This is a genomic window from Streptomonospora arabica, from assembly GCF_039531585.1.
GTDB lineage: Bacteria > Actinomycetota > Actinomycetes > Streptosporangiales > Streptosporangiaceae > Streptomonospora > Streptomonospora halophila.
The window spans coordinates 501,259-527,031 of sequence record NZ_BAAAQI010000002.1; the positions used below are offsets into that span (position 1 = coordinate 501,259).

Below are 25,773 nucleotides of genomic sequence, written 5' to 3' on the forward strand. Positions count from 1 at the left end.
CTATACGCCCAGCTACGGAAACGATGGATGTCTGACAGCGCAAGCTGCCGGGTGGGAGGAGCCCACTCATGCCGGATCGACGCGAGGAGTAAAGAGACGTATGCGATACCGATTTCTCGGAGGATCGGGGCTGCGAGTATCGGAGCTGTCGCTGGGGACAGGTAATTTCGGCACGGGCTGGGGGCATGGAGCGCATTTACCCGAGGCTCAGGCGATGTACGACACCTATAGAGAAGCGGGAGGCAATTTCATTGACACCGCTTCAAACTATCAGTCGGGGGAGGCTGAGGAGTACCTCGCAGATATTATCACCTCGGATCGCGAGGATATTGTTCTGGCGACAAAGTACACCATGGGGTCTTCGGCAAGCAGCGGCCTCCAATCAACCGGGAACAGCCGAAAGGCGATGGTCCAGTCTCTCGAGCAGAGCTTGCGTCGACTGGGCACCGACCGGGTCGACGTGCTCTGGGCCCATGTGGCCGACGCATCCACACCCATTGAAGAGATATTGCGATCCTTCGATGATCTGACGCGCGCCGGCAAGATTCTGTATGCCGGCCTCTCCAGCTTCCCCGCATGGCGTGTGGCAACGGGGGTTACCCTGGCGCAGCAGCAGGGTTGGTCCCCTCTCCTGGCGATTCAGGCCGAGTACAGCCTCGTCGAGCGTAGCGCCGACCGGGAGTTGGTGCCGATGGCAGAGGCCTTCGGCCTTGGCGTCCTCGGGTTCTCGCCTCTCGGCGGTGGTCTTCTGACGGGCAAGTACCGGCGGGGCGCAACAGGTCGCGCACAGAGCTCAATCAGCCAGTTCCTTCACAAGGAGGACGACCCCGCCAAGGCCAAAATTCTGGATGCCGTCGAGACCGTGGCCCGGGAACTCGATACGACTCCAGAGCGGGTGGCTATCAAGTGGTCAATGTCGAAGGGGGTGGTCCCCATCGTTGGACCGAGGAGCGTAGACCAGCTCACGTCAAACCTCGCGGCCAGCGGTCTGGACATCTCAACGCATCAGCTTGAATGGCTGGATGAGGTGAGCGCGCCGCAGTTGGGACACCCCCACGAAATGTGGACGGAGCACGAACGGGTAGCGAAGAAACGCGTCTTCCAGCCCTAAGAGTCATCCATCGAAGCTGAGCGAGAGGACGACATGAAAGCCACGCTCAAGGACAGTGTCATCGCGACTGCGGAAGCCGAGGATCTCGTCATGATCGAGGGGAACCGGTATTTCCCTCCGAGCTCCATCAATTGGTCGATGCTGGATTCGAGCCCGACCGTGTCAACCTGTCCCTGGAAGGGGCAGGCCGAGTACTACTCCCTTGTCGGCGGCCCGAAGGACGTCGCTTGGGCGTACATCGCGCCCAACGCGGAGGCCGTCGAGCGGGTCGGCAGGGACTTCGCCGAGTTCGTCGCGTTCGATCGCACCGTCGTCATCAGCGAGTAGCGCGTAGGTAAGAGGGCCTTGCGCGCTGCAGAGTGCGCAAGGCCCCCGGCAACCGGGGGTTCGCGCGGGGCCTGCAATGAGGTCTCCCGGTGGTGCCGGGGGTGGACACGCGCTTCCGCTGTCGAGTGGCGGGGGCACCGCGGGCGACGCGTCGGGGGGACGCGCCTCCGGGCGCATACCGGGGGGTGTGTGCGGGGATGAGAGCAGCCGTGTTCAGTGTCACCGTCCGCGACCACTTCATGGTCGCCCACAGTTTCCGCGGCGAGGTGTTCGGGCCCGCGCAGGCGCTGCACGGCGCCACGTTCACCGCCGACGCCTCCTTCTTCCGGACCGAGCTGGACGCCGACAACGTCGTGGTCGACATCGGCCTGGCCTCGCAGGAGCTGGGGGCGGTGCTCGGGGAGCTGAGCTACCGCAACCTCGACGACGAGCCCGTCTTCGCCGGGGTCAACACCACCACCGAGTACCTCGCCAAGGTGGTCGCCGACCGGCTCGCCGAGCGCGTCGCGGACGGGCGCCTCGGCGAGGGCGCCCGCGACCTGGAGCGGATCGCGGTGACACTGCACGAGTCGCACGTCGCCCGGGCCTCCTACGAGCGCCCGCTGTGAACGGTGCCGCGCCCGGCGGCCCGGGCGCCCGGAGCCCCGCCGCGGTGCACGCCGTCCTACCCGGCGGCATCGACGACACCGCCTCCCCCAGCGGAGGAAACGTCTACGACCGCCGCCTGTGCCGCGCACTCGGGGACGCGGGCAGGCCGGTGGTCGAGACCGCCGTACCGGGCACCTGGCCGCGGCCCGACGCCGCCGCCCGCGCGCGGCTGGCCGACGCCCTGGCCGCGCTGCCCGACGGCTCCCTCGTACTCGCCGACGGCCTGGTGTGCTGCGGGGTCCCCGAGACCGTCGCCGAACACGCCCGCCGCCTGCGCCTCACCGCCCTCGTCCACCTGCCCCTGGCGGCCGAAACCGGGCTCTCCTCCCGGCTCGCCGCGGACCTCGACGCCCGGGAGCACGCGACCCTGAAGGCCTGCGCCGCGGTCGTCGCCACCAGCGCGTGGGCGGCCCGGTGGCTGGCCGACCACCACGGTCTCGACAGCGCTCGCACCCACGCGGTGGAGCCGGGGACCGATCCGGCTCCCCTCGCGCACGGCACGGACGGTGCCACACGGCTGCTCTGCGTCGCCTCGCTGACACCGCGCAAGGGCCACGAGGTGCTGACCGAGGCGCTGGCCGCCGTCGCGGATCTGGACTGGACCTGCGAGTGGGCCGGCCCCGCCGACCGCGCCCCCGAGTACGCCGCCGAACTGCGCCGCTCGCTCGGCCGCCGCGGCATCGCCGACCGGGTGCGCCTGTCCGGGCCGCTCGGCGGCGCGGACCTGGAGCGGGCCTACGCCGCCGCCGACCTGGCGGTGCTGCCGTCGCGCTGGGAGACCTACGGAATGGCCGTCACCGAGGCCCTGGCACGCGGCGTCCCGGTGCTGACCACCGACGGGGGCGCGCTTGCGCACACGCTCGGCATCCTGCCGGACGGTACCGCGCCCGGCGTGGTGGTCCCCGCCGGCGACGCGCCCGCGCTGGCGGGCGCGCTGCGGGACTGGCTGGGATCGGCGTCCCTGCGCGAGCGGCTGCGCGGCGCTGCGCAGCGCCGCCGCTCGGCGCTTGAACCGTGGACAGCGGCCGCCGCGCGCATGGAGGCCGTCCTGCACCGGGTCGAAGGGGGGCCGCGGTGAGGGCCGCGCCGGGAGACGGCGGGTTCACGCCCGACTGGCTGGGCCTGCGGGAGAATGCCGACGCGGCCGCCCGGTCCACCGGCCTCCTCGGACCGCTGCGCGCCGCCCTTCCGGTCCCGACCGGCGACAGCGCGCTGGTCGTGGCCGACCTCGGCTGCGGGACCGGGTCGATGGGGCGCTGGCTGGCGCCGCTCCTGGCGGGCCCGCAGCACTGGGTCCTCTACGACCGCGACCCCGAGCTGCTCGCCCGCGCCCGCGAGGGTCTGCCCGCGCGATCGGCCGACGGCCGCCCCGTCACCGCGGAGACCCGGCCGGTCGACCTGACCCGGCTGGAGGACGCGGAGCTCTCCGGTGCGGGGCTGGTCACCGCTTCGGCGCTGCTCGACCTGCTGACGGCCGAGGAGTGCGCGCGGCTGGCGCGCGCCTGCACGGCGGCCGACCGCCCCGCGCTGCTGACGCTCTCCGTCGACGGCCGGGTGGAGCTGGACCCCGCGCACCCGCTCGACCGGCCGATCGCCGACGCCTTCAACGCCCACCAGCGCCGCTCCGTGGCCGGCCGCCGGCTGCTCGGCCCGGACGCTCCCGCCGCGGCGGCGGCCGCGTTCGGCGGCCTCGGCGCCCACGTGCGCGAGCGGCCCAGCCCGTGGCGGCTGGGCGCCGACGACGCCGCTCTGGCGGCCGAATGGCTGCGCGGCCGCGTCGCCGCCGCTGTGGAACAGCGCCCGGACCTGGCGTCCGCGGCGGCCGGCTACCTCGACGAGCGCCTCGGACAGTGCGCCTCCGGCCGCCTGCGCGCCCTGGTCGGCCACCGCGACCTCCTGGCGCTGCCGGGTTCGGCACCCTGAGACGGCCTCCGCGACGACGAGCGCATCCGCGGGCCGCCCCGCGGCCGCCGTGCCCGCCACGCCGGGCGGCGCACGCAGATCCGGACGCCGCGGGACCCGTCTCGGCTTCAGCGGCCGGGCGCCCGCCCGACCACGCCTCGCACGTGCGCGACGCCGAGGGGTGCCGTGGAACGCCGACCGCGCCCATGCGACCGGGCCGGCGCCGGGCGGCGTGCCTGCGGGTCCGGACCGGTGGCCACCTCCGGCCGCTGTGCGGTCGCGCTTACCGGCGGTTCCGGGGGCGGCGGGTGCGCGGAGCGGGTAGGACGGGGAGTGGATCCGCTTGCGGCGGCCGCGGGTGCGGGACCGCGCAGCGGACCGGGTACGCGACCGGGGGGATGGCGATGCGCGCGATCGGGCCCTGGCTGCGGGTGCTGCTGGGCGCCGCCGTGCTCGCGCTGGTGGCACGGACCCTGGGCGCCGAGCCGTTCGTGCGCGCGGTCGGGATGATCGGCGGGCCCGCCCTGGCCGCCGCGCTGGGGATCGGGGCGGTCACGACGCTCGCCACGGCCGGGCGCTGGATGGTCGTGGCGCGCGGAATGGGGCTGCGGCTCGGTCCGGCACGCGCCGTCGCCGACTACTACCGCGCACTCCTGCTCAACGCGGTGCTGCCGGCGGGCGTCCTCGGCGACGTGCACCGCGCCTACGAGCACGGCCGCACCTCGGCCGCCGAGCGCGCGGGCGGCGCCGGCCGTGCGGTGAGTGCGGTGGTGCTGGAGCGCACCGCCGGGCAGGCGGTGCTGATATCGGTCGCGGCGGCCGTGCTGGTTGTGCGGCCGGACCTGCTCACCGCCGCCGCCCGGACACTGCCCTCGGCTTCGGCGGCGGTCGCGGCCGCCGCCCTCGTCCTGGCGGCGGGCGGCGCGGCGGCGGTCTGGCTGCTGCGGTCCGCACGCGGGCGGCACCTGCTGCGCCGCGCGCGGGCGTGGACGATCGAGGCGCGCTCGGCGTTGCTCGCCCGCGAGCGCTGGCCGGCGATCGCGGGGCTGTCGGCGGCCGCGCTGGCCGGGCACCTGTGCCTGTTCGTCGTCGCCGCGCGGGTCGCGGGCGCGGACGCGCCGGTCGCCGATCTGCTCCCGCCCCTGCTGCTGGCCCTGCTGGCGATGAGCCTGCCGATCGGGGTGGGCGGCTGGGGACCGCGGGAGTCCGCTGCCGCGCTGGGCTTCGCCGCCGTCGGGCTCGGCGCTGAACTCGGCCTGCGCGCGGCGGTGGTCTACGGGGTGCTGGCCCTGGTCGCGAGCCTGCCGGGGGCGCTGACCCTGCTGCCGCTGAAGCGGCCGCGGAGGCGCCGCCCGGCCGCGGAACGGCCCGGCCCGAAGCCGGCGGTGGGAGACGACCCCCGGCACGGGCGCGCACCGACCGGCGCGCAGGTCTGAACGCCGCCAGGCCGCCCGGCCGTGCACCGCGAGTCCGGCGGGACGGCCCCGTCGAACACCGCCCCGGCCGTCAGAGGCGGCGGACGCGGGCGAGCCAGGCGGCCTGGTCGACCTTGGTGTCGGGTTCGACGTCCAGGTGAGCGGCTGCGTCGTCGCCGACGACGACGCAGCGGTAGCGCGCGGGCCGCAGCTCCTCCAGCTCCCAGCCGTCGCCGAAGGCGTCGCGGATCGCGCTCTCGCCGATCCGCGGCCCGAATCCCGGCTCGGCGTCGGAGAGGGCGAGGATGTGCACCACGCCGCCGGGGCGGCAGGCGGCGTGCAGGGACGCGACGTAGGCGGTGCGGTGCTCCCCGTCGAAGACGTGGAACAGGGCGCTGTCGAGGATGGTGTCGTAGCGCTGCTCCGCCTCACCGAGAGCGAAGGCGTCGGCGACCGCGAACTCCGCGTCGACCCCCTGCTCGGCGGCGTTGGCGCGGGCCTTCTCGACGGCGCGGGGCGAGAAGTCGATCCCCCGCACGTCGTAGCCCAGGCGCGCGAGGTGGATTGTGTGCTCGCCGGTACCGCAGCCGGGGTCGAGCACGGCGCCGCGGATCCGGCCGTCCCGCTCCAGCGCCAACACCTCCGGCTGCGGCTCGCCGATCACCCAGGGTGCGGTGTCGCTCTCGTAGGCGGAGTCGAAGAGGGACGCCGACGTGGTCGCCATGGCCTGCTCCTTTGACGGGCTCGAAGGGCTCGGAGGACGCGAAGGGCCGGTCGCTGCGGATCACGCGGCCCGCGGCGCGCGCCGCCGATCGGCCGCACCTTCTTTCCCCCTTGCGCCTCCGACGTACTCCGTACTCTGCTACCTCAAGCACAGTCGAGGTCAAGCGGATTCCGCCGAGCCGCGGAACGATACGGCGCGACCGGCTGCGGGCCGCGGCCGGTCGCCGCCGTCGGCTTCGCGCAGGTGCGGCGCATGGCTCCGCACCGCTCCGACGGCCTCCTCGCGATGCGGGTCGACCATGGCCGCCGGACCGGCGAAGCCGGTCGGCGCGGTCTCGCCGCCGCCGGCGTCGGCGCGCACGCGGGCCGCGGCATGCACCCGCTCGACTTCAACGACCTAATGCTGGAACACGGCTACGACGTCAGGCGGGCCTACGGGCGAAGCAAGCTCGCCCAGACCATGTCCGACTTCGCGCTGGCCGAGCACCTGCCCGCCGGCGAGGTGAACAGCCTGCACCCGGCCACTGTCGGCCACGATGGTGCTCTCCGAGATCGGGCGGCACTCCGACAGCCCCGAAGCAGGCGTGGAGTCCGCCTACCGGCTCGCCGCGTCGCCGGATCTCGCTGGGACGACGGGCGGCTTCTTCGACCGGACAAGGCCCGCGTGCGCGCACGTTCTGGCCTGCGATCCGGCGGCGCGCGCCGAGCTGTGGCAGCGCAGCCCGGAGCTCACCGGGCTCTCGTGGCGGCCGGCTGAGGCGCCCGGCCTCCCCGCCCGGTCGGGGCGGTGGCGCGGCCGGCGGCGTCCCGGCAGGGGTTCAGGGGTTCGACCGCCTCCCATTCATACCTACCGGTCGGTATCCTTCTCTGCGACTATGGCACAGGACACACCGGTGCCCCGCTCGCAAGGAGGACCCCCATGCTCAACCTGGCGATCGTGCTGGAGGACAGCGCACAGAAGCACCCCGATCGCACGGCCCTGGTCTACGGGGACGTGCGCATGCCCTATTCCATGGTCGAGGGCCTCGCCAACCAGGTGGCCGACCTGCTGGTCGCGCGCGGGATCGGCCCCGGGGACAAGGTGGCGCTGGCGTGCCCCAACCTCCCCTACTTCCCGCTGGTCTACTTCGGCGCCCTGAAGGCGGGAGCGGTCGTGGTCCCGCTCAACGTGCTCTCCCAGTCGGGCGAGATCTCCTACTACCTGGAGGACTCCGACGCCAAGGCGCTCTTCTGCTTCGAGGGAACGCCCGACCTCCCCCTGGGCCGGCGCGGCAAGGAGGCCTTCGACGCCGTCCCCGGCACCGAGCACTTCATCGTCCTGCCGACCGCGCCGCTGGCCACCGAGTCCTCGATCGAGGGCGCGGAGACGCTGTGGGCCGCGCTGCAGGGGACCTCCGACCGCTTCGAGTCGGTGCAGACCGCCGCCGACGACACCGCCGTCATCCTCTACACCAGCGGTACCACCGGCCGCCCCAAGGGCGCCGAGCTCAGCCACCAGAACATGCTGATGAACGCGGTGGTCAACGAGGAGCTGGTGCCCAGCCGGCCGGGCGAGGACTCCACGCTCACGGTGCTGCCGCTGTTCCACTCCTTCGGACAGTCCTCGATCATGAACGCCGGGCTGCGCCGCGGCGCGAAGCTCGTGCTGATGTCCCGGTTCGAGCCGGTCGAGGCGCTGTCGCTGATGCGCGAGGAGCGGGTCACCCTGTTCGCGGGCGTACCCACCATGTACTGGGCGCTGCTGTCGGCGGTACGCGCGGGCGGCCTGGAGGTTCCGGCCCTGGAGTCGGCGGTCTCGGGAGGAGCGGCACTGCCGCTGGAGGTGCTCAAGGAGTTCCGCGAGGTCTTCGGAGTGCAGATCCTTGAGGGGTACGGGCTCTCCGAGACCGCGCCGACCGCCAGCTTCAACCAGCTGTCCGGGCCCACCAAGCCCGGCTCGATCGGGTTCCCGGTGTGGGGTGTGCAGATGAAGCTGGTCGACGGTGACGGGAAGACCGTCGAGGGCGAGGGCCCCGGGGAGATCGCCATCCGCGGCCACAACGTCATGAAGGGCTACTACAAGCGCCCGGAGGCCACCGCCGAGGTGATGCGCGACGGGTGGTTCCGTACCGGCGACATCGCACGGCGCGACGAGGACGGCTACTACTTCATCGTCGACCGCGCCAAGGACATGATCATCCGCGGTGGCTTCAACGTCTATCCGCGGGAGGTGGAGGAGGTGCTGATCGCCCACGAGTCGGTCTCGCTCGCCGCCGTGGTGGGCGTGCCCCACGACACCCGCGGCGAGGAGGTCAAGGCGTTCGTCGTGCCTGAGGCCGGCACCGAACCGACCGAGGAGGAGCTGGTCGCGTGGTGCCGCGACCGGCTGGCCGCGTTCAAGTACCCGCGCTCGGTGGAGTTCCGCGCGTCGCTGCCGATGAGCGCCACCGGCAAGATCCTCAAGCGCGAGCTGCGGTAGTCCGGCGCCGCAGCGCCGCCGCCCACGCGCGGGCGCCGGAGCGCGGCCGGGGTGCGCGGCGGCCGAGAACCGGTCCCGGACCGCGGAGGCCCGGGACCGGCCACGCGACCGGAGTGCGGCACGCCCTCCCCTCATCGGCGGCCGCCCCGGCCCGTCGTCCCCTCCGGCCGCTCGCGGGCGTAATCCGGAGGCACGCCGCTGCAAGTTCATATTCGCGGCCGTCGATGTGTCAAGGCCGGTCGGGGAGGCGATTCCGTATCGAAGCACGACCGCGCCGACCTCCGCGTCCGTGCCCAGGCGGCCCCTTCACGCCTTCGCGCGAACTTGACAATCCGTGCTGCGTTCGCGAATCCTCACGGATCACGCGAGGCCGTGGAGAACGGCCCGCCCCGCATTCCCCCTCGGAGGTCTTCCGTGTACGACATGCTGCTCGTCCTTACGGGCGCGGCCATAAGCCTCGTGACCAGCGTCGTTGTGACCTGGGCACAGGGCCGGCAGGTCCGCAAGGGCGAGAACCGCGTCGCCGCCCGCGAGTCGACGCGCCAGCTGACCGGCCTGTTCATCGCCGAGCGCCAAGGCGCCGCCGAGTCCGACGGCGCCGAACCGACACCGGCTCTGGCAGAAGCGGAGATGATGTCGGTGGCGATCTCCGACCGCCGCACGCGCGAACGGATGCGGGCGATCATCCGGCTGCTGCGCGAGCTGTGGCTCCCCGAGCTCCAGGAGCTCAGCGGCGCCAAGCCGGCGGTCATGCGCCCTCTGCTGTGCGACCACGCTCTTGAGGTGCTGGGTGCGCACTTCCGCAACGAACGGCTGCCCGCCGTGCCGCAGAACGTGCAGAAGATGCTCGACGTCGAGGACGAGGCGCTGAGCATCCACGCCGGCGGCGCCCCGCGCAGCGTCGCGGCCGCCGTCAAGACGGCGGACAAGACCGCGGGCCCGGGTCCCTCCGGCTCGGCCGCCTCCTCCGGCGGCGGCTCGGGCAAGGGCTCGCCGTCCACCGCCAAGGGGTCCGCCCCGGCCGCCAAGGACGCCTCGCCGGCGGCCTCCGAAGGTGAGGCCCCGGCGCCGCGCGGCCGCATCCGGCGCAAGCAGTCCGCCGAGGAGGAGCCCGCCAAGCAGGCGCGCCGGTCCAAGACGGGCAAGGGCGCCGACGCCGGCGACGACGCGCACAGCGCCTTCTGGAACGACGAGGCCTGATGCCTCGGCGTCCCCGCGGCACACGAAGGGGCGGCCCCGGCGCAGGCAGGTGCACCGGGGCCGCCCTCCTTCGTTCCGTCGGGGGCAGGGAGGCTCCCTCAGCGGGAGCGGCTCCGCGGCCGGGTCAGGCCAGCGTCAGACCCCACCGGTCCAGGATCGGGTTGACCTCCTGGTAGTAGGTGGTGCCGCCGGACGAGCAGTTGCCCGAGCCGCCGGAGGTGACGCCCTGCGCCTGGTCGCCGCTGACCCACGAGCCGCCGGAGTCGCCGGGCTCGGCGCAGACGTTCGTGCGCGTCAGCCCGTAGACCACGCCCTGGGGGTAGCGGACCGTCTGGTTGCGGGCCTGGATGGTGCCGCAGTGCCAGCCGGTGGTGGAGCCGGAACGGCAGATGGACGAGCCCACCGGGGCCCGGCTGGAGCCGTTGACGCTCACGGTGCCGCCGGAGTAGTTGTTCACCTGCGAGGTGGGGTTCCACCCGCTGGTGGTGACGTAGCCCATGTCTCTGCCGGGGAACACGGAGCCGGAGAAGCTGCCGCTGCCGCCGCCGGCGCCGGAGACCGAGTCGCCCGGACTGCCGCAGTGGCCGGCGGTCACGAACCCGGTGGTGACGGCGAAGCCGATGGAGCAGCGGGAGGTGCCGTTGATGTAGAAGGCGTTCCCGCCGACGATGTCGGCGTAGGTCTTCGGGTTCTCGGCGCTCTGCTTGACCTTGACGGCGCCCTTGTCGACGCCGGCGTCGGCGAGGAACTCCTTGCCGGCCGCGGCCGCGCCCTTCTCGACGGTCATGACCACGGTGTCGGCCTCGACGTCGGAGTACCAGCCGGTCACACCCGACCCGGCCTCCTTGGCGCTGGAGTTGAGGTCGCCGACGATCTCGTCGAGGGTGTCCTGGCCGTAGGTGACGACCTCGGCCTCGGCTCCGGCGTCCTCGACGGTCTCGACCGCGTCGGAGTCGGTGACCGAGACGGTCAGCTCGCCGGTGTCGCTGTCGAAGACGGCACCGCCGAACTTGGCGCCGAGGTCGTCGCGAAGCTCGTTCTCCAGGGAACGGGCGCGACCTTCGTCCTTGACGAGCTGCTCGGCCTCCGAGGCGGTGAGCCCGAGGTCGCGCTGCATCGCTTGGAGCTGTTCAGGCGCCACCGTCGGAGCGGGTTCCGCCGCCGCGCCGGTCGTGGCCGCTGCGATCAGCCCTGCGGACAGGGCGATGCCGCCGAGTGCCATGAAGTGGGGGGATTTTCGCACGTGCCTTACTCCTTGAGCGGGGATGAGAAAAGGGCAACTGCGCCCGGCTCGGGACCGGACGCGAATCCCCGGCGGGCTGGACCTCGTGAGCCCGTCCCGCCGCATCCACCGACGTTCGGTGAATGAGACGAAACGATAAGTGAAGTTAACGGCGCGCGACAGACCCGATACGCAACGGCAGACCGGACCCGCCGAGCCGCCGCGGCGGACGGGCGGACAGACCAGTCACCCCCTGCGGCTCGCCTGACGTCGGGTTTCACAAATACGAAATGACTGCCAGAAGACTCACTATCGCGGACACAAGGGACGATCTTGGCCGGATTCGGCCAAAATTTGCCCGGCTACCGAGACGGAAGAGAACGGCTTCGACTCTTAGTGAGACGCCCTGGCCTTCAAACGGCGGTTGCGCTGGACAGACGGGATCTGACGCCCGGCCTGCCGAAGTCCGCTGCGGACCCGGGGTGTGGGAAGCGAAGCAGGTCGCCGGGCTTTCCCGGCACCGACCGCGGTGCCCCCTCCGCCGACCGCCGCGCCCGGAACCCCGCCGCCGGACTCGCGACCGCGTTCGATACGCATCCGATCGCCCGTTCGGGAAAGAACCACAGTGACGGACTACCGAATCCGCAAGGGGGGACCGTCATGGAGATCACCGGCATCTTCACCGCGATCATCATCGGACTGATCATCGGCGTACTCGCGCGGATCATCCTGCCCGGCAAGCAGAACATCCAGGTGTGGCTGACGGTCGTGGTCGGCATCGTGGCCGCCCTGATCGGCACGGCCATCGCCGCCTTCGCCGGATACGCGGACACCCCCGGCATCGACTGGTGGGAGCTGATCACCCAGCTGGTCCTGGCGGTCGTCGGCGTGGGCGCCGTTTCGAGCATGCGCACCCGCAAGGGCAGCTGACCTTCGGCGCCCGCGGGGCTCCGGGGACACCGGGGCTCCCGCGGACGCAGGGGGCGAGACGAGCCGGGGGCGCGCTCCTCGGCCCCGGTCGCCGCTGCCGTCCACGCGCGCACGTCCGCATGCGCGCCGTCCGAGCGTCCCGACCGCCGCGGGCGGTCGGGGCCGGTGCGGCCGAGCCGGAGAAGGGCCGACCGAGCGGAGACCCGTGTGCCGCCGCGCGCCTCCCGGCCGGGATTCGGACTCGACTCTCGCGGTAATAGGTGTGGCGGAAATTATCGCCGCGATCCCGGCATAGGTGACGAACACCCGCAATCCGCCGACGCGGGCGCGCAAGGCATCTCGTAGGATCTCCTTACACTGCTGCGGCCGTCCTGTGCACCGCGGCCGGACCCCCCTCTCTTACCGCCCTCGTCGGTCTCCGGCCCAGCGGGTCCGAAACTGCGTGCCCGGTCCCCCGGCGCACCACCACCCCCTGCCCACGAAGAGATTCGCATGCCCGACGACGCCCCTGACGCCGATTCCGGCGCCGGATCCGAACGCACCGAGGGCTCCGGCCCGCGCGATCCCGAAGACGAGGGCCCCTCCCCGGCGCCCGGCGCACCCGGTGACGCGGAGCGGCACCGCCCCTCCGAGGAGTCCGGCGAGAACGCGGGGCCCGAAAGCTCCGCGGAGGCCGGGACGGCCGGAGAGCCGCTCGGCACGGGTGCCGCCGGTGAGGCCGGCGAACCCCCCGCGGCGACGGAGGCCGCCGGGGAAGAAGGAGACCATGCGGCCGCGGAACCCGGCGGCGCGCCCACCCCCGGCGGCACCGCGGACGGCGCGCAAGGACCCGGGGCCGCCGCCGCGCCCGCTGAGAGCGCCCCCGTCTCCCCCGCCCCGCGGCGCCGCAAGCCCTCGCGCGTCGCTGCCCTGATAGCGGCGGCCGTCGTGATCGTGCTGGTGGGCGGCGCCGGCACCGCCTACGGGTACTTCCGGTCGCTGCAGGGCAACATCGTCCGCCACGACCTCGACACGGCGCTGGACGAGGAGGACCGCCCGGAGAAGATCGGCGACGACCTGAACATCCTGTTCATCGGCTCCGACGGCCGCGAGGGCGGCAACGCCGCCTACGGCGGGCGGGACTTCGTCGGCGAGCGCTCCGACGCGCTGATGCTCGCCCACATCTCCGCCGACGGCCGGGTCACCGTGGTCAACTTCCCGCGCGACTCCCTGGTCCGGCTTCCCGAGTGCGACGCCTACGGCGAGACCGACGGCACCCCCGGCTACCACGGCATGATCAACGCGGCGCTCTTCCACGGCGGTCCGCCGTGCGTCGTCAAGACGATCGAGTCCCTCAGCGGCATCCGCATCGACCACTTCGCGCACGTCACCTTCGTCGGGTTCCGCGAGATGATCGACTCGATCGGCGGCGTGCACATGTGCATCCCCCGGCCGATGCACGACAAGCGCGCCCAGCTCGACCTGGACGCCGGGCAGCAGCTGCTGGACGGCGAGGAGGCGCTGTCCTTCGTCCGCGCCCGCTACGAGATCGGCAACGGGGGCGACATCGGGCGCATCGACCGCCAGCAGATGTTCCTCGGCGCCCTGGCGGACGAGGTCGACGGCACCCACCTGCTCACCCAGCCGAGCCAGGCCACCGGCATGCTCCAGGCGCTGTCGGAGCACACCGGCACCGACGACGACTTCACGCTGCCGACGATGGTCTCCATCGCCTCCACGCTCGCCGGGACCAGCCTGTCCGACATCGCCTTCTACACGGTGCCGTGGTCGCGCGCCCCCTACGATCCCAACCGCGTGGTCTGGGACGAGGACGCCGCCGCGCGGCTGTTCTCCGCCATCCGGCACGACCGCCCGGTGGAGGACCGCCGGCTCGTCACCGGCGAGCAGAGCGCGGAGGACGCCGGCGCCGAGGACGCCAACGGATCGGGCGGCTCCCAGGCCCCGCAGGACGCGGGCACCGCGTCGGCGCGGCCCGGCACCGGGGAAAGCGCGTCCCCCGGCCCCGCGGACGCCGGGTCCGAGCCCATCAAGGGCCGCGACGCGACCTCCAACCCCTGCTCTAACGGGCTGGGGCAGGGAACGGAGAGCGCCGAGGAGTCCACGGAGCCGCAGCTGTGACCGGATCGCCCGTACTCTGCGCCGATCCGGCGCCCGCGGCCGCGAACGGCCACCCCCTCGGCCGCACATTTTGCGAGGAAATCTGTGATTTGTGCGAACCAGCCACCGGGGTTCGCGCGTCAGAACAACCGGGTACCACCGTCCCCGCACCGCACAGTGGCGGATACGCCGCACCGCCGAGTCGCGGTGGCATTACCTCCCTCCCTGCCACGTTCGGGACCGTGCCCGCTAACCGACGACCTGGAGGACCCCCGAAGTGACAACCCGCTTTCCACGCCGGTCCACTGCCGCGCTGTGCGCCGCTGCCGCCGCCGTCCTGATGGCGGCGGCAGCCTGCAGCACCGACGAGGGCGACCTGGCCAACGAAGAGCCCACGGCCGCCGCGGCCGACGTGACGATCACACCCGAGGACGGCGGCTCCGAGGTCCGCACCGACTCCCCCATCGTGGTCGACGCCGACAAGGGCAAGATCACCGACGTGACGGTCGAGCAGAAGCTCTCCGAGGACGAGACCGACGAGAGCATGACCGGCACCTACAACGACGGCAAGACCGAGTGGGTCAGCGACTGGACGATGCACCCCGGTAGCGACGTAACCGTCACCGCTGTCGCCGAGAACAGCGAGGGCGAGAGCACCGAGTTCATCAGCGAGTTCTCCACGGTGGAAGCGGTCGAGGGGCAGCGGCTGGAGATCAAGAGCATCAACGTCGAGCCCGGCAGCACCGTCGGCGTGGGGATGCCGGTCGTCGTCGACTTCGACATGCCGGTCAAGAACAAGGCCCAGGTCGAGGCCGCCATGGAGGTCCGCTCCGAGAAGCCCGCCGAGGGCGCCTGGAACTGGTTCGGCGACAAGCAGGCGGTCTTCCGCCCTGCCGAGTACTGGGAGCCGCACCAGAAGGTCACGGTGAACCTGAACCTCGCCGGCGTCTCGGCGTCCGAGGGCGTGCTGGGTGTCGAGAACCGTCGGCTCGAGTTCGAGGTCGGCCGCTCGCAGATCTCGTCGATCGACGAGGACTCCCACCAGATGGTCGTCGAGCGCGACGGCGAGAAGATCAAGGAGTTCCCGGTCAGCCTGGGCATGGCCACCCAGCACAAGTACACCACCACCTCCGGCACCCACCTGACCATGGCCTTCCACACCGACTACCGGATGAGCAACGACACGCTCGGCGTCTCCAAGGACGACCCCTCCTACTACGAGGAGTACGTCGCCTACGCCGTCCGCATCTCCAACTCCGGCGAGTTCCTGCACACGGCCGACTGGAACTACCAGCTGGGCGAGGCCAACACCAGCCACGGCTGCATCAACATGAGCGTCCCGGACTCCCGGTGGTTCTACGAGGAGAGCCTGCGCGGCGACCCGGTCGACGTCACCGGCACCGACCGCGAGCTTGAGGTCAACAACGGCTGGGGCTACTGGCAGCGCTCCGCCGACGAGTGGGTCTCGCAGAGCGCAACGGGCGAGGCCGACGACACCTCCGAGGCAGGCACGCCCGGTTCGCCGCACCACGAGGCGTAACGCGGCGAGCGTGCCCGGGCGCCGGCGCCCGGGCACGCCGCCCGCCGGGGGCGGGCACGGCTCCCCGGCAGGACGACTCCATACCGCGCCACGCCACCGGCGGGCCGTCGACTCCGACGGCCCGCCGGCTTTCGTATGGCGCGGCGCCGAACCGACCGGCGGCGGGCGGCCGCCCGACCCGGCGGGAGTGCCGCCCGAGGCAGCGGGCGGGGCCCGGAGGCACCGTCGGATGTCGGCGGTGCCTGCTGCAACGAAACCCGCGGCCGTGCGCGCGGCCGGCAGGGGCGGGCCGCCCGGCGCGTGCACTGCTTCCGGAACCGGAGCCGTTCGCTCCGGTGCCCGGCCCCGACCCGGGCAGCCGCGCGGGCTGTCCCGCGCGGCTGCCCGGGTCGGGGCGCCGCTGCGCCCAGGGAGGAACGGCGGGTCGCAACGCCCTGCGGGCGGCCGGACAGCGGGGGCGGCGCGGCAGGGCGCCGCAGCGACGTGGGAAGAAGGAACCGCGGGGCCGTGCGCGCGGCGGCCCGGAGAGCGCGGGCCGCGTCCCGCTGCCCCGGTCTCGCGGACGCCCACGCCCCGGACGGTTCACGAGCGGGGGCGGTTTCCGCCGAACGGGTGCGGGCGGCACAACGTGAAAAGGCCCCGGGCGACGGTGCCTGGCCGGGAATCCGGCCTGGGAACCCCCACAGTTCCCAGGGCGGTGCGTCCGGCCGGCAACCCGTCACCCGGGGCCGGCGTGCACCGCGGCCCCGACGGAATCGGCCGCGGTGCACGGTCAGGTGGACCAGTGCGGAGCGCTCGGTCGAAGCGCCCGGTGGTTACAGCGCCGGCGTGCCGACGCCCTCGACGACGTCCACGACACCGGTCGCGCCGGCGCCGCCGGCCGCGGCCTCGGTGACGTCGCCCGCGGCCTCGCTGATGTCGACCTGCTCGGCCACCTCGCCGACCGAGGGGGCTTCCTCGGTGACGGTGTCAGCGGCGTCCTGCACCTGGCCGGTGGCGGGAACGGTGGACTCGACGGCCTCCGTGTCTACCCCCTCCACGGAGACCGGGGTCTCGGGCAGCTGGTCCTCGACGCTCTCGGTGGAGGGCTCGGGCAGCTCGCCGGCGAGGGTGTCCACCTCGTCGGTGGTGTTGGGCAGGACCGTGCCGGCGGTCTGCTCGACGGCCGAGCCGACGGCCTCACCCGCGATCTCGGCGGGCTGGCCCTGGACGGAGGTCGGGGCGGGCAGCTCGTTGCTCAGCGGCAGGGTTTCGGTCGTGGCGCCGGGCACCACGGAGAAGGCGTCCTCGCCGAGCAGGCCGGTCAGGTCGCCGGTGGGCAGCATCCCCAGCGGGTCTCCCTGCTGGGGCGCGACGTCGTAGGCGGGCAGCGTCGTGGCGGTGCCGTCGACCGCACCGGCCTGGTGCTGCACCTCGTTGCTCAGCGGCAGAGAACCCGCCGCACCGCCCAGCAGGCCGTTGACCGCACCGGTCGGCAGCAGGCCCGCGGGGTTGCCCACGCCGGGGACGACGCCGTTGGCGGCCTGGTGGACCTTGCCGTTCGCACCGCCCAGCACGCCGTTCACCGCGCCGGTGGGCACGGTGTCCGCGGCGTCGCCCACGGCGGGCACGTCCGGAACCCCCGCGTCCGCCGGCAGCGTCGACGCGGCACCCTCAACCGCACCCGCCTGGTGCTGCACCTCGTTGTTCAGCGGCAGAGAACCCGCAGCACCACCCAGCGCGCCGTTGACCGCATCGGCCGGCAGCAGGCCCGCAGGGTTACCCACAGCAGGCACACCCGCAACACCGGCGTCCGCCGGCAGCGTCGACGCGGCACCCTCAACCGCACCCGCCTGGTGCTGCACCTCGTTGTTCAGCGGCAGAGAACCCGCAGCACCACCCAGCGCGCCGTTGACCGCATCGGCCGGCAGCAGGCCCGCAGGGTTACCCACAGCAGGCACACCCGCAACACCGGCGTCCGCCGGCAGCGTCGACGCGGCACCCTCAACCGCACCCGCCTGGTGCTGCACCTCGTTGCTCAGCGGCAGAGAACCCGCAGCACCACCCAGCGGCACGGTGCTGGTGACGCCGCCCAGCAGGCCGTCGACCGCTCCGGTCGGCAGGACACCCGCGGGGTTGCCCACGCCCGGCACGCTCGGAACGCCCGCGGAGTGGTGGACCGTGCCGTGGCTCAGGCCCACGGTGTTGCGGGCGCGGGCGATCGTGTTGTGGACGGAGTCGAGCTGGGCCTGCGCCTGCGGGGCGACGTGCGAGACGTCGCCCGCAGGGGTGCCCAGGTTGGGGGTGCTCGGGACGGGCTGCACCGTGCGCAGGTCGGCCTCCTGCACCTTGGAGACGAGCGATTCCGCGCCGCCGCCCAGGCCGGCGGGCAGGCCCGCGGTGGCCGGGGTCGCCTGCGGCAGGGAGTCAGTTGCGCTCAGCGCGCCGAGGTCGTCGGCTCCGGCGGAACCCGCGCCGAGAGCGGCGACACCTGCGGCACTGGCCGCCACGAGAACGGCCTTGGCGGACTGGCGAGCGAACTGGAACATGGAACGTCCTTCCGGATCGTTGGAATATCGGTTGCTTCGGGGATGGACGATGATGCGTCCGTAATTCCGCTTGGCTGCCCTGGCCGGGGGCACCCTCTGCGGTTCTGGGATGACTTCGGGGACTTCCCCGGCGCTCCGCGTCCGTGCGTGGCTTGCAGGGACGGTGGATGCCGGGATCAACCTGAGGATCTGGCGGACCTCGGGCTGACGTGAACCTCGTGGCGGAGGCGAGAAGGCTCGCTCTCGAACACGGGCACGGGGCTCACGTCAGCCCCCAGAGGGCAGATGCCGCTGGACCGGTAGCCGGGCGCCAGACAGGGTGTGCGGCAGCGCACCGCGTGATGCGGGGGCTATCGCCGCGTCCCGGGGCGGGAGGTCCTAGTCGGGGGAGAAGGTCGGCTGCTCGCCCAGGTCCCGCGGGACGTCGGCGAGCGCCTGGCGGGCGCGCTGGAGAGCGCCCGCGGCCGGGACGGCGGAGTCCGCGGCCGGAAGGTACCCGGCGCACATGCCGCCGCCGGGCTGCAAGGTGTTCGCGCCGGAGCCCACCGCGGCGGCCGGCTCGGGGCGGTCGACGCCGCCGTCATCCTGCGCGGAACCGTCGTCGTCGGAGGCGGCCGAGCCGCCGTACACGGCGACGTCGGCGTAGTCGGCGACGGCTGCGGACCCCGGGTGGGCGCGGACGCTCCCCTGGTCGGCGGGCGCGGACGCGGTGCCGCGGTCCGCCGGCCGGGGATCGAAGTTGTCCGGAGTGCGGTCGGCGGCGGAGCCGGCGCCGGGTCCGGCGCTTTTGCCGAGCCCAAGGCCGGGGATGACGCCGGCCTTGCCGAACCCGGCGGGGCGGAGGTCCGCCACGCCGAAGCCCGGAAGCCCGTGGGACGAGGCCGCGGCCTCGCTCGCCGCGGCCGCGGAGACCGCCGCGGCCGGGCCGGAGCCGCCGGAGGCGGCGACGGAGACGGGCACCGTGCGCCCGGCGTCGCGGCTGACCTCGCTGACGGCCGTCACGGCGCCGGTGAGCCGCCCGGTCGCGGAGCCGCCCTGGGCGGAGTCCGCGGAGCCGGACGTCGGGCCGCGGCGGTCGGCGCGGGCGTCGGAGTCGGAGGAGGCCTCGGAGCCGGATGCGCCGCCGGAGTCGGCGTCGGAGCCGACGGAGGCGGACACCGGCGTGTCCACGCCGTCCGCGACGACCTGGGCACCCGTGCCGTCCGCAGCGGCGCCTTCCCCGGAACCGCCGGCGCTGTCGCCGGAGTCGCCGGGCGCGGCGCGGCCGGAGCCGCCGTCCGCGGAGGAGCCGCCCGAAGCGGCCGGGTCGAGATCCTGCACGGCCTCCGCCGCCGACCCTCCCTGCTGAGAAGCCTGCCCGGAGGCCGCCGAGCCGGTGAGTCCGCCGACGGGCGACTCGTCCGCCGCCGCGCACGCGGCACCGGCGAACCAGGCACCCGAAAGCAGCCCGGCGACGACCAGCCACCGGCGGGCCGACGGCCACATCCCCGAGGTACCCCGCGCTGTGCGCACCCCCGCGGCGACGCGTGCTCCGCGTCGCGAGCGGTCTGTGCGCGGCATGGGGGTTCCCCTTCGGTAGCTGTCGTCGGCTCACGGAACGTGGGACGCGGAAAGCGTAGTCGCTGTCCCGCGAATTCGGCCACGGTGACTCGAACCGGCCGGTGGCCCGGAACGTGGGCTCGGCCTCAACTGAACGCGACCGTAGCATGATCACTACGGGAAGCAACCGTCGAATCGAGGAATTTTCTCGGCCGTCACCCGCCGCCGTTCCCGGATCTGTACCTATAACCGTTTCGTCCCCGGCCGCTCCGGCGGGCGCGGGAGCGGCTTCGCGCAGGGCCAGTGACCAGCGGGCCGACCGCACGCGGTGCGGAGACGCGGACGGCCGCCGCCCGTGCGCGTCCCGGGCCGCGGTTTCCGACCGTTCGCGAATGATTCTTCGCGGCGCGTGCCGTATCCTGCCGATTACCGGGCGTCCGGGCCTCCGGCACGCCGGGGACTCCGACCGAGCGACGCCCGGGCGCGGTGACGGGAACAGGGCCCCCTCAGCCCGCCGTTCCCCGCGCCGTCCGCGTGTTGTCCCCCGGCCCCCGTCTCCTGTCGCTTCTGTTTGCCGATTGCCTCCTCAGCCGCCTCCCGCCGACGGGTTCCTCCTCGGGAATCCGCCGTTTCCGGCAACGACGATCGCACTCCGCGATAACGTATGCACCCGGAGGTGTGCATCCGATGTCTGACATCCCGGAACGCTCGCTGCTTCCCAAGATGCGTCTGGACGAGCTCATCTCCGAACTCCACATCCGGCTGGAATCGGCGCTGTCCACCCGCGACCGCGTCCACTCCCTACTGGAAGCCGTCCTGTCCATCGGCAGCGACCTCGACCTCGCCACCGTGCTGCGCCGGCTGACCGAGGCCGCCGCCACCCTGGTCGACGCCCGCTACGCGGGGCTGGGCGTGCTGGACGAGGACGGCAACTTCGCCGAGTTCATCCCCGTCGGCCTGAGCACCGACCAGACCGACGGCATGCACGTCTTCCCCCTGGGGCTGGGCATCCTCTCGGTACCCACCCGCGACCGCTCCGCCCTGCGGCTGCGCGACCTCACCGACCACCCCGAGTACCACGGCATGCCCGAGGGCCACCCGAAGATGCGGTCGTTCCTCGGCGTTCCCGTCCAGGTGCGCGAGGAGGTTTTCGGCAACCTCTATCTCACCGAGAAGCGCAACGGCGGCGAGTTCGACGAGGAGGACGAGGCCATCGTGACCGCGCTCGCCACCGCGGCCGGCGTGGCCATCGAGAACGCCCGGCTGTACGAGGAGACCCGGCTGCGCGAGCGCTGGCTGGCCTCCTCGACCGAGGTCACCACGCGGCTGCTCTCCGGTGCCGACAGCGACGAGGTGCTCGGCTACCTCGCCCAGCAGTCGCGCGAGATGTCCGACGCCGACGTCGCGATCGTGCTGCTGCCCGACTCCCGCGAGCGCGACCTCGTGGCCGAGATCGCCGACGGCCCGGTCGCCGAGCAGGTCATCGGCAGCCCGGTCACGATGGAGGACACCAAGTGCGGCTGGGTCTACCGCAACGGCGAGCCCGCCACCATCCAGGACCTGCGCCAGGCCAAGTGCCCCATGCTGACCCACCGCGGCTTCGGCCCCGGTCTGCTCGTGCCGATCGGCACCCCCGAGCACACGCGCGGCGTGCTGCTGCTGGGCAAGATGAGCGCCCGCTCCCCCTTCAACGAGGCCACGCAGCGGATGATCGACGCCTTCTCCGCCCAGGCGGCGGTGGCCCTGGAGTTGGCCGAGGCCCGCCGCGACGCCGAGCGGCTGGTGGTGCTGGAGGAGCGCGACCGCATCGCCAAGGACCTGCACGACGTGGTGATCCAGCGGCTGTTCGCCTCGGCGATGACCCTCATGAGCACGGTGCGGCTGATCGGCGACGCCGAGGCCGGCGACCGCGTCCAGCGCACCATCGACGACCTGGACGAGACCATCCGCGAGATCCGCTCCACCGTCTTCGCGCTGCAGCTGCCGTCCCAGCCGCAGCACACGTCGCTGCGCGACCGGATCCTGACCGCCGCCGAGGGCAGCGCGCGCTCGCTGGGCTGCCAGCCCGGCGTGCGGCTGGAGGGCTCGATCGACACGTCGGTGCCCGACGAGGTCGGCGAGCAGCTCCTGGCCGTACTGGGCGAGGCGCTCTCCAACGTCGCCCGGCACGCCGACGCCTCCGAGGTGCACGTGTCGGTGCAGGCCGACGAGCGGCTGACCCTGCAGGTCGACGACAACGGGCGCGGCATCCCCGAGAACGGCCGGCGCAGCGGGCTGCGCAACCTGGCCGAGCGGGCCCTGTCGCTGGGCGGGGAGTTCACCGTCGATCCGGTCCCCGGAGGCGGGACCACGCTGCGCTGGAGCGTCCCGTTGCACAGCCGCCGACAGGGCGCCCGAGTGCCCGCCTGAGCCGCGCCGGCGCCCGGCTCAGCGGCGCTTGCTGCGCAGCTCCGCGACGAGGATCGCCGCCTGGGTGCGGCGCTTGAGGTCCAGCTTGGAGAGCAGGCTGGACACATAGTTCTTGACGGTCTTCTCCGCCAGGTACAGGCGCTCGCCGATCTGCCGGTTGGTCATCCCCTCGCCGATCAGGTCGAGGATCTGGCGCTCCTGCGGGCTGAGCTCGGCCAGCGGGTCGGGCTCGGGCGGCCCCTCGCGCAGCCGGTCCAGCATGCGCCCGGCGCTGGCCGGGTCCAGCAGCGACCCGCCGGCGGCGACAGTGCGCACCGCGCCGACGAGGTCGGCGCCGTGGATCTGCTTGAGGACGTAGCCGGCGGCGCCGGCCATCACCGCGTCGTAGAGCGCGTCGTCGTCGGCGAAGGACGTCAGCATCAGGCAGGCGATGCCGGGGTGGTCGGAGCGGACCTCGCGGCAGACGCTGACACCCGAGCCGCCGGGCAGCCGCACGTCCAGGATCGCGACGTCGGGTGCGGCGAGGGGGATGCGGGCGAGCGCCTGTTCTGCGGTGCCCGCCTCGCCGACGACCTCCATGTCGGGCTCGCTCTCCAGCATGGCGGCTACTCCGCGCCGGACCACCTCGTGGTCGTCGACCAGGAAGACGCGGATGGAGTCGGAACCGGATTCTGCGCCCCGCGCACCTGCGGTCGTCATCGACGCCTCGTTTCGCTCGTGATACCTGCCCGCGTACGACGGTAGCCGCCGACCGGGGAACAGGCACTGCCGAAAGCCACGAAAGGTGCGGACGAAAGTCCCGGTGCGCAGGCGGGCGCACCGGGCGCGTCCGGCGGGCGCGGGGTACCGCGCGTGCGGCGCCTCCGGTGCGCCGGACGCGCGGTGCTCCGGTGCTCCCGAGCGCTCCGGCCCTTCAGGGGCGCAAATGCGCCCAGGGCCGCGCGGTCTCGAACGCGCGGCAGGCCGCCATGACCAGCGGGTCGGCATGGCGCGGGCCCACCACCTGCAGGCCCACCGGCAGGCCGGCCCCGGTGAAGCCGCACGGCACGCTCGCGGCCGGCTGCTGGGTCATGTTGAACGGATAGCTGAACCCCGCCCAGGAGGTCCAGCGGCGCTCGCCCGAGCCGGGCGGCGCCTCCAGGCCCGCCTCGAAGGCGGCGATGGGCATGGCCGGGGTCAGCAGCAGGTCGTACTCCCGGTGGAAGCGCCCCATCGCCTCGCCCATGGACATGCGCGTGGCCATGGCGGTCAGGTAGTCCTGCGCGGAGTAGGTCAGCCCCTCCTCGACGATCTCGCGCAGCCCGGGGTCGAGCCGCTCGCGCTGGGCGTCGCCGAGGGCCTCGGTGGCCTTGGCGGCGCCGGTGTACCAGAGGATCTGGAAGTGCTCCAGCGACTCCGGGACCGGGGGGTCGGCCTGCTCGACGACCGCGCCCAGCTCCTCGAAGGCCGCGGCCGCCCGGGCGACGATGCGCGCGACCTCCGGGTCGACCGACAGGTGGCCCAGCGCCGGGCTGTAGGCGATGCGCAGCCCGCGCATCGGGGTCTCCAGCGACTCGGCGAAGGAGTACGCGGGCGAGGCCAGCCGGGCCCAGTCGCGGTAGTCGGGCCGGGTGATGACGTCGAGCATGAGCGCCGCGTCGGCGACCGTGCGTGTCATCGGTCCGGAGTGGGCCAGACTGCCGAAGGCGCTGGCCGGGTAGTGCGGGACCAGGCCCCAGGTCGGCTTGATCGCGAAGACGCCGGAGAAGCTGGCGGGGATGCGCACCGACCCGCCGCCGTCGGTGCCCGTCGCCAGCGGGCCCATGCCCGCGGCGACGGCGGCCGCGGCGCCGCCGCTGGAGCCGCCGGGGGTCTTGTCGAGGTCCCACGGGTTGCGGGTGACGCCGTACAGCGGGCTGTCGGTGACGCCCTTCCAGGCGATCTCAGGGGTGGTGGTCTTGCCGACGAACACCGCGCCTTCCTCCCGCAGCCGCGCCACCACCGGGGAGTCCTGCTCCCAGGTCTGGTCCGGGTCGGTGTTGAGCGAGCCGCGCAGGGTGGGCCAGCCGCGGGTCAGCATGATGTCCTTGATCGACGTCGGCACGCCGTCCAGGCGGCCGAGCGGCTCGCCGCGGCGCCAGCGCTCCTCGGACCCGCGCGCGGCCTCGCGGGCGCCGTCGGCGTCGACCAGGCAGAAGGCGTTCAGCGCGGGGTTGCCGCGGTCGATGGCCTCCAGCACGGCGTCCGTGGCCTCCACCGGCGACAGCTCGCCGCGGGCGTAGGCCCCGAGCAGCTCGGTGGCCGGCATCCAGGCGGGCGAGTCGGCCTGCGCGGAGGCGGCGTCCGCCCCGTCCCGCGGCGCCTCGGCGTCGCCCTGGTCCAGCCCCTCGAACTTGGTACTCAATCTCAGTCCTTCCTGACGTCGGCACGTGGTGGGCGGAGCGCGGACCCGGGGGGTCCAGGGCGGTGTCAGGGACCGGAGACGTACCCGCGCGACTTGTCGACGACGTTGCGCAGCGGATTCCCGTCGAGGTAGCGGTCCAGGTTGTCGGTGAAGAGGTCGACCAGCTCGTCCAGCCAGCCCACGACGTCGCCGGACATGTGCGGCGACACGAGGGCGCCGGGGGCGTCCCACAGCGGGGAGTCCGCGGGCAGCGGCTCGGTGCGTGCGACGTCGAGCGCGGCCCCGGCGATCGAGCCCGCGTGCAGGGCGCGCACGAGCGCGTCCTCGTCGACCAGCGGGCCGCGGCCGACGTTGATCAGCCGGGCGCCGGGCCGCATGCGGGCGAGGAAGGCGGCGTCGGCGAGGTCGCGGGTGGCGTCGGTGAGCGGCGCGGCCAGTACGACGTAGTCGGCGCGGGGCAGCGCCTCGGCCAGGCCGGGGGCCGCGGTGTCCTGGGAGGCTTCGACGACGGTGCCGAAGTCGGGGTCCTCGGGCCGCGCGGTGCGGCCGGCGCCCTCGACGGTCATGCCGACGGCGCGCAGCCGGCGGGCGATAGCGCGGCCGATGGGCCCGGTGCCGATCACCAGCGCGTGCTTGCCGCCGACGCGCTCGGTCTCGCGGTGGCGCCACTCGCGGCGGCTCTGGTGGCCGAGCGTGGCGGGCAGGTCCTTGGCGAAGGCGATCACCAGGCCCAGGACGTACTCGGCCATCGGCTCGTCGAAGACGCCGCGGGAGTTGGTCACGACCACGTCGCTGCCGACGAGGCCGTCGAACATCAGGTTGTCGACCCCGGCGGTGGCGGCGTGCACCCAGCGCAGGCTGTCGGCCTTGGGCCAGGCCGCTTCCAGCGCCTCGGAGAACAGGTCCCAGACGAACAGGGCGTCGGCGCCGGGCAGGACCTCGCCGAGGCGGTCGGCGGTGGCGTAGCGCACGGACGCGAGCCCGGGGTGGTCGTCGAGGCGCGCGCTGCCGGGGGGAAGCTCGCCGCCGTGCAGGACGGCGAGGCGGGTCTGCGGCTGTGTTGCGGGTGTCACTGCGGGCGGCTCCGGGTTCAACAGACGTGGTCGGCCAAGCGGTTTCGCTGCTCTGCCTACCCGCGATCACCGCCGTCCAATGGTCGGGTACCGCGAATGCGGTTGAAACGCTAGGCAGAGCCCGTAGGATTGTCAACAATATGCGGGAAGTCGGCGAAACGGCGGTGAGCAGGGCCGATCGGCGCGCGCTGCGCACCGCTCACCGGCCGCCCCGGCGGCCCGCTTCGCACCCGTCCGCCCCTGCCCGTCCGATCGGCGCCGGCCCGAT

At 73.4% G+C, this 25,773-nt stretch carries 19 protein-coding genes; 12 read left to right on the plus strand and 7 right to left on the minus strand.

Annotated features, from left to right (window positions below):
• Nucleotides 1-100: 100 nt before the first annotated feature.
• From ABD284_RS05315 to ABD284_RS05340, 6 genes are all read left to right on the plus strand, one after another.
• Nucleotides 101-1,111, plus strand: coding sequence for an aldo/keto reductase (locus ABD284_RS05315; protein ID WP_344141267.1), 1,011 nt, complete (start codon nt 101-103; stop codon nt 1,109-1,111).
• 33 nt (nt 1,112-1,144) lie between these two features.
• Nucleotides 1,145-1,438, plus strand: coding sequence for a DUF427 domain-containing protein (locus ABD284_RS05320; RefSeq protein ID WP_344141268.1), 294 nt, complete (start codon nt 1,145-1,147; stop codon nt 1,436-1,438).
• A gap of 209 nt (nt 1,439-1,647) precedes the next feature.
• Nucleotides 1,648-2,046 (plus strand): 6-pyruvoyl trahydropterin synthase family protein, encoded by a 399-nt coding sequence (locus tag ABD284_RS05325; protein WP_344141269.1) that lies wholly within the window; start codon nt 1,648-1,650, stop codon nt 2,044-2,046.
• Nucleotides 2,043-3,164 carry a glycosyltransferase family 4 protein gene (locus tag ABD284_RS05330; RefSeq protein WP_344141270.1) on the plus strand — a complete coding sequence of 374 codons (1,122 nt, stop codon included), beginning with the start codon at nt 2,043-2,045 and terminating at the stop codon, nt 3,162-3,164. Before ABD284_RS05325 ends, ABD284_RS05330 begins: the two co-directional genes overlap by 4 nt.
• Entirely contained in the window at nt 3,161-4,009 is an 849-nt protein-coding gene (locus tag ABD284_RS05335; protein ID WP_344141271.1) for a class I SAM-dependent methyltransferase, read from the plus strand. The genes ABD284_RS05330 and ABD284_RS05335 overlap by 4 nt, the downstream gene beginning before the upstream one ends.
• 383 nt (nt 4,010-4,392) lie before the next feature.
• Nucleotides 4,393-5,424, plus strand: coding sequence for a lysylphosphatidylglycerol synthase transmembrane domain-containing protein (locus tag ABD284_RS05340; protein ID WP_344141272.1), 1,032 nt, complete (start codon nt 4,393-4,395; stop codon nt 5,422-5,424).
• A 70-nt stretch (nt 5,425-5,494) separates the two neighbouring features.
• On the opposite strand, the gene ABD284_RS05345 is transcribed toward ABD284_RS05340, so the two are convergent.
• Entirely contained in the window at nt 5,495-6,127 is a 633-nt protein-coding gene (locus ABD284_RS05345; RefSeq protein ID WP_344141273.1) for a class I SAM-dependent methyltransferase, read from the minus strand.
• Between the two features lie 918 nt (nt 6,128-7,045).
• Between ABD284_RS05345 and ABD284_RS05350 the strand changes: the two genes are divergently transcribed.
• Nucleotides 7,046-8,584, plus strand: a complete 1,539-nt coding sequence (locus ABD284_RS05350) for a long-chain-fatty-acid--CoA ligase (protein ID WP_344141274.1) — start codon at nt 7,046-7,048, stop codon at nt 8,582-8,584.
• A 423-nt stretch (nt 8,585-9,007) separates the two neighbouring features.
• A complete protein-coding gene (locus ABD284_RS05355) occupies nt 9,008-9,784 on the plus strand; it encodes a hypothetical protein (protein WP_344141275.1) in 777 nt (258 codons plus the stop codon).
• Nucleotides 9,785-9,908: 124 nt separating this feature from the next.
• Here ABD284_RS05355 and ABD284_RS05360 read toward each other — a convergent pair whose 3' ends face one another.
• Nucleotides 9,909-11,027: a S1 family peptidase gene (locus ABD284_RS05360; RefSeq protein WP_344141276.1), complete on the minus strand. Its 1,119-nt coding sequence runs from the start codon at nt 11,025-11,027 to the stop codon at nt 9,909-9,911.
• 639 nt (nt 11,028-11,666) lie between these two features.
• Here ABD284_RS05360 and ABD284_RS05365 point away from each other — a divergent pair.
• The 3 genes from ABD284_RS05365 to ABD284_RS05375 all read left to right on the plus strand — a co-directional run bounded on the left by ABD284_RS05365 (nt 11,667) and on the right by ABD284_RS05375 (nt 15,573).
• The gene (locus ABD284_RS05365; RefSeq protein ID WP_344141278.1) at nt 11,667-11,936 is read left to right on the plus strand and encodes a GlsB/YeaQ/YmgE family stress response membrane protein; all 270 of its coding nucleotides are present in this window, start codon (nt 11,667-11,669) and stop codon (nt 11,934-11,936) included.
• A gap of 492 nt (nt 11,937-12,428) precedes the next feature.
• Nucleotides 12,429-14,054 (plus strand): LCP family protein, encoded by a 1,626-nt coding sequence (locus tag ABD284_RS05370; protein ID WP_344141280.1) that lies wholly within the window; start codon nt 12,429-12,431, stop codon nt 14,052-14,054.
• 256 nt (nt 14,055-14,310) lie between these two features.
• Nucleotides 14,311-15,573 (plus strand): L,D-transpeptidase, encoded by a 1,263-nt coding sequence (locus ABD284_RS05375; RefSeq protein ID WP_386699730.1) that lies wholly within the window; start codon nt 14,311-14,313, stop codon nt 15,571-15,573.
• Between the two features lie 815 nt (nt 15,574-16,388).
• On the opposite strand, the gene ABD284_RS05380 is transcribed toward ABD284_RS05375, so the two are convergent.
• Nucleotides 16,389-18,101 (minus strand): hypothetical protein, encoded by a 1,713-nt coding sequence (locus ABD284_RS05380; RefSeq protein ID WP_344141282.1) that lies wholly within the window; start codon nt 18,099-18,101, stop codon nt 16,389-16,391.
• Between the two features lie 378 nt (nt 18,102-18,479).
• Entirely contained in the window at nt 18,480-19,661 is a 1,182-nt protein-coding gene (locus ABD284_RS05385) for a hypothetical protein (protein ID WP_344141284.1), read from the minus strand.
• A 666-nt stretch (nt 19,662-20,327) separates the two neighbouring features.
• On the opposite strand from ABD284_RS05385, the gene ABD284_RS05390 reads away from it, so the two are divergent.
• Nucleotides 20,328-22,049: a sensor histidine kinase gene (locus ABD284_RS05390; RefSeq protein WP_344141285.1), complete on the plus strand. Its 1,722-nt coding sequence runs from the start codon at nt 20,328-20,330 to the stop codon at nt 22,047-22,049.
• An 18-nt stretch (nt 22,050-22,067) separates the two neighbouring features.
• On the opposite strand, the gene ABD284_RS05395 is transcribed toward ABD284_RS05390, so the two are convergent.
• The 3 genes from ABD284_RS05395 to ABD284_RS05405 form a co-directional block, all read right to left on the minus strand.
• On the minus strand, nt 22,068-22,748 hold the full coding sequence (locus ABD284_RS05395) for a response regulator transcription factor (protein ID WP_344141286.1): 681 nt from the start codon (nt 22,746-22,748) through the stop codon (nt 22,068-22,070).
• 214 nt (nt 22,749-22,962) lie between these two features.
• Nucleotides 22,963-24,432, minus strand: coding sequence for an amidase (locus tag ABD284_RS05400; RefSeq protein WP_344141287.1), 1,470 nt, complete (start codon nt 24,430-24,432; stop codon nt 22,963-22,965).
• A 65-nt stretch (nt 24,433-24,497) separates the two neighbouring features.
• Nucleotides 24,498-25,505 carry a D-2-hydroxyacid dehydrogenase gene (locus ABD284_RS05405; RefSeq protein WP_344141288.1) on the minus strand — a complete coding sequence of 336 codons (1,008 nt, stop codon included), beginning with the start codon at nt 25,503-25,505 and terminating at the stop codon, nt 24,498-24,500.
• Between the last annotated feature and the right edge of the window lie 268 nt (nt 25,506-25,773).

Excerpts from the sequence above, each read along its gene's own strand:
- ABD284_RS05350 (WP_344141274.1), top strand. The coding sequence starts at position 7,046 with ATGCTCAACCTGGCGATCGTGCTGGAGGACAGCGCACAGAAGCACCCC.
- ABD284_RS05380 (WP_344141282.1), bottom strand. The coding sequence starts at position 18,101 with ATGTTCCAGTTCGCTCGCCAGTCCGCCAAGGCCGTTCTCGTGGCGGCC.
- ABD284_RS05345 (WP_344141273.1), bottom strand. The coding sequence starts at position 6,127 with ATGGCGACCACGTCGGCGTCCCTCTTCGACTCCGCCTACGAGAGCGAC.
- ABD284_RS05395 (WP_344141286.1), bottom strand. The coding sequence starts at position 22,748 with ATGACGACCGCAGGTGCGCGGGGCGCAGAATCCGGTTCCGACTCCATC.
- ABD284_RS05355 (WP_344141275.1), top strand. The coding sequence starts at position 9,008 with ATGCTGCTCGTCCTTACGGGCGCGGCCATAAGCCTCGTGACCAGCGTC.
- ABD284_RS05320 (WP_344141268.1), top strand. The coding sequence starts at position 1,145 with ATGAAAGCCACGCTCAAGGACAGTGTCATCGCGACTGCGGAAGCCGAG.
- ABD284_RS05365 (WP_344141278.1), top strand. The coding sequence starts at position 11,667 with ATGGAGATCACCGGCATCTTCACCGCGATCATCATCGGACTGATCATC.
- ABD284_RS05385 (WP_344141284.1), bottom strand. The coding sequence starts at position 19,661 with ATGCCGCGCACAGACCGCTCGCGACGCGGAGCACGCGTCGCCGCGGGG.
- ABD284_RS05340 (WP_344141272.1), top strand. The coding sequence starts at position 4,393 with ATGCGCGCGATCGGGCCCTGGCTGCGGGTGCTGCTGGGCGCCGCCGTG.
- ABD284_RS05390 (WP_344141285.1), top strand. The coding sequence starts at position 20,328 with ATGTCTGACATCCCGGAACGCTCGCTGCTTCCCAAGATGCGTCTGGAC.
- ABD284_RS05315 (WP_344141267.1), top strand. The coding sequence starts at position 101 with ATGCGATACCGATTTCTCGGAGGATCGGGGCTGCGAGTATCGGAGCTG.
- ABD284_RS05370 (WP_344141280.1), top strand. The coding sequence starts at position 12,429 with ATGCCCGACGACGCCCCTGACGCCGATTCCGGCGCCGGATCCGAACGC.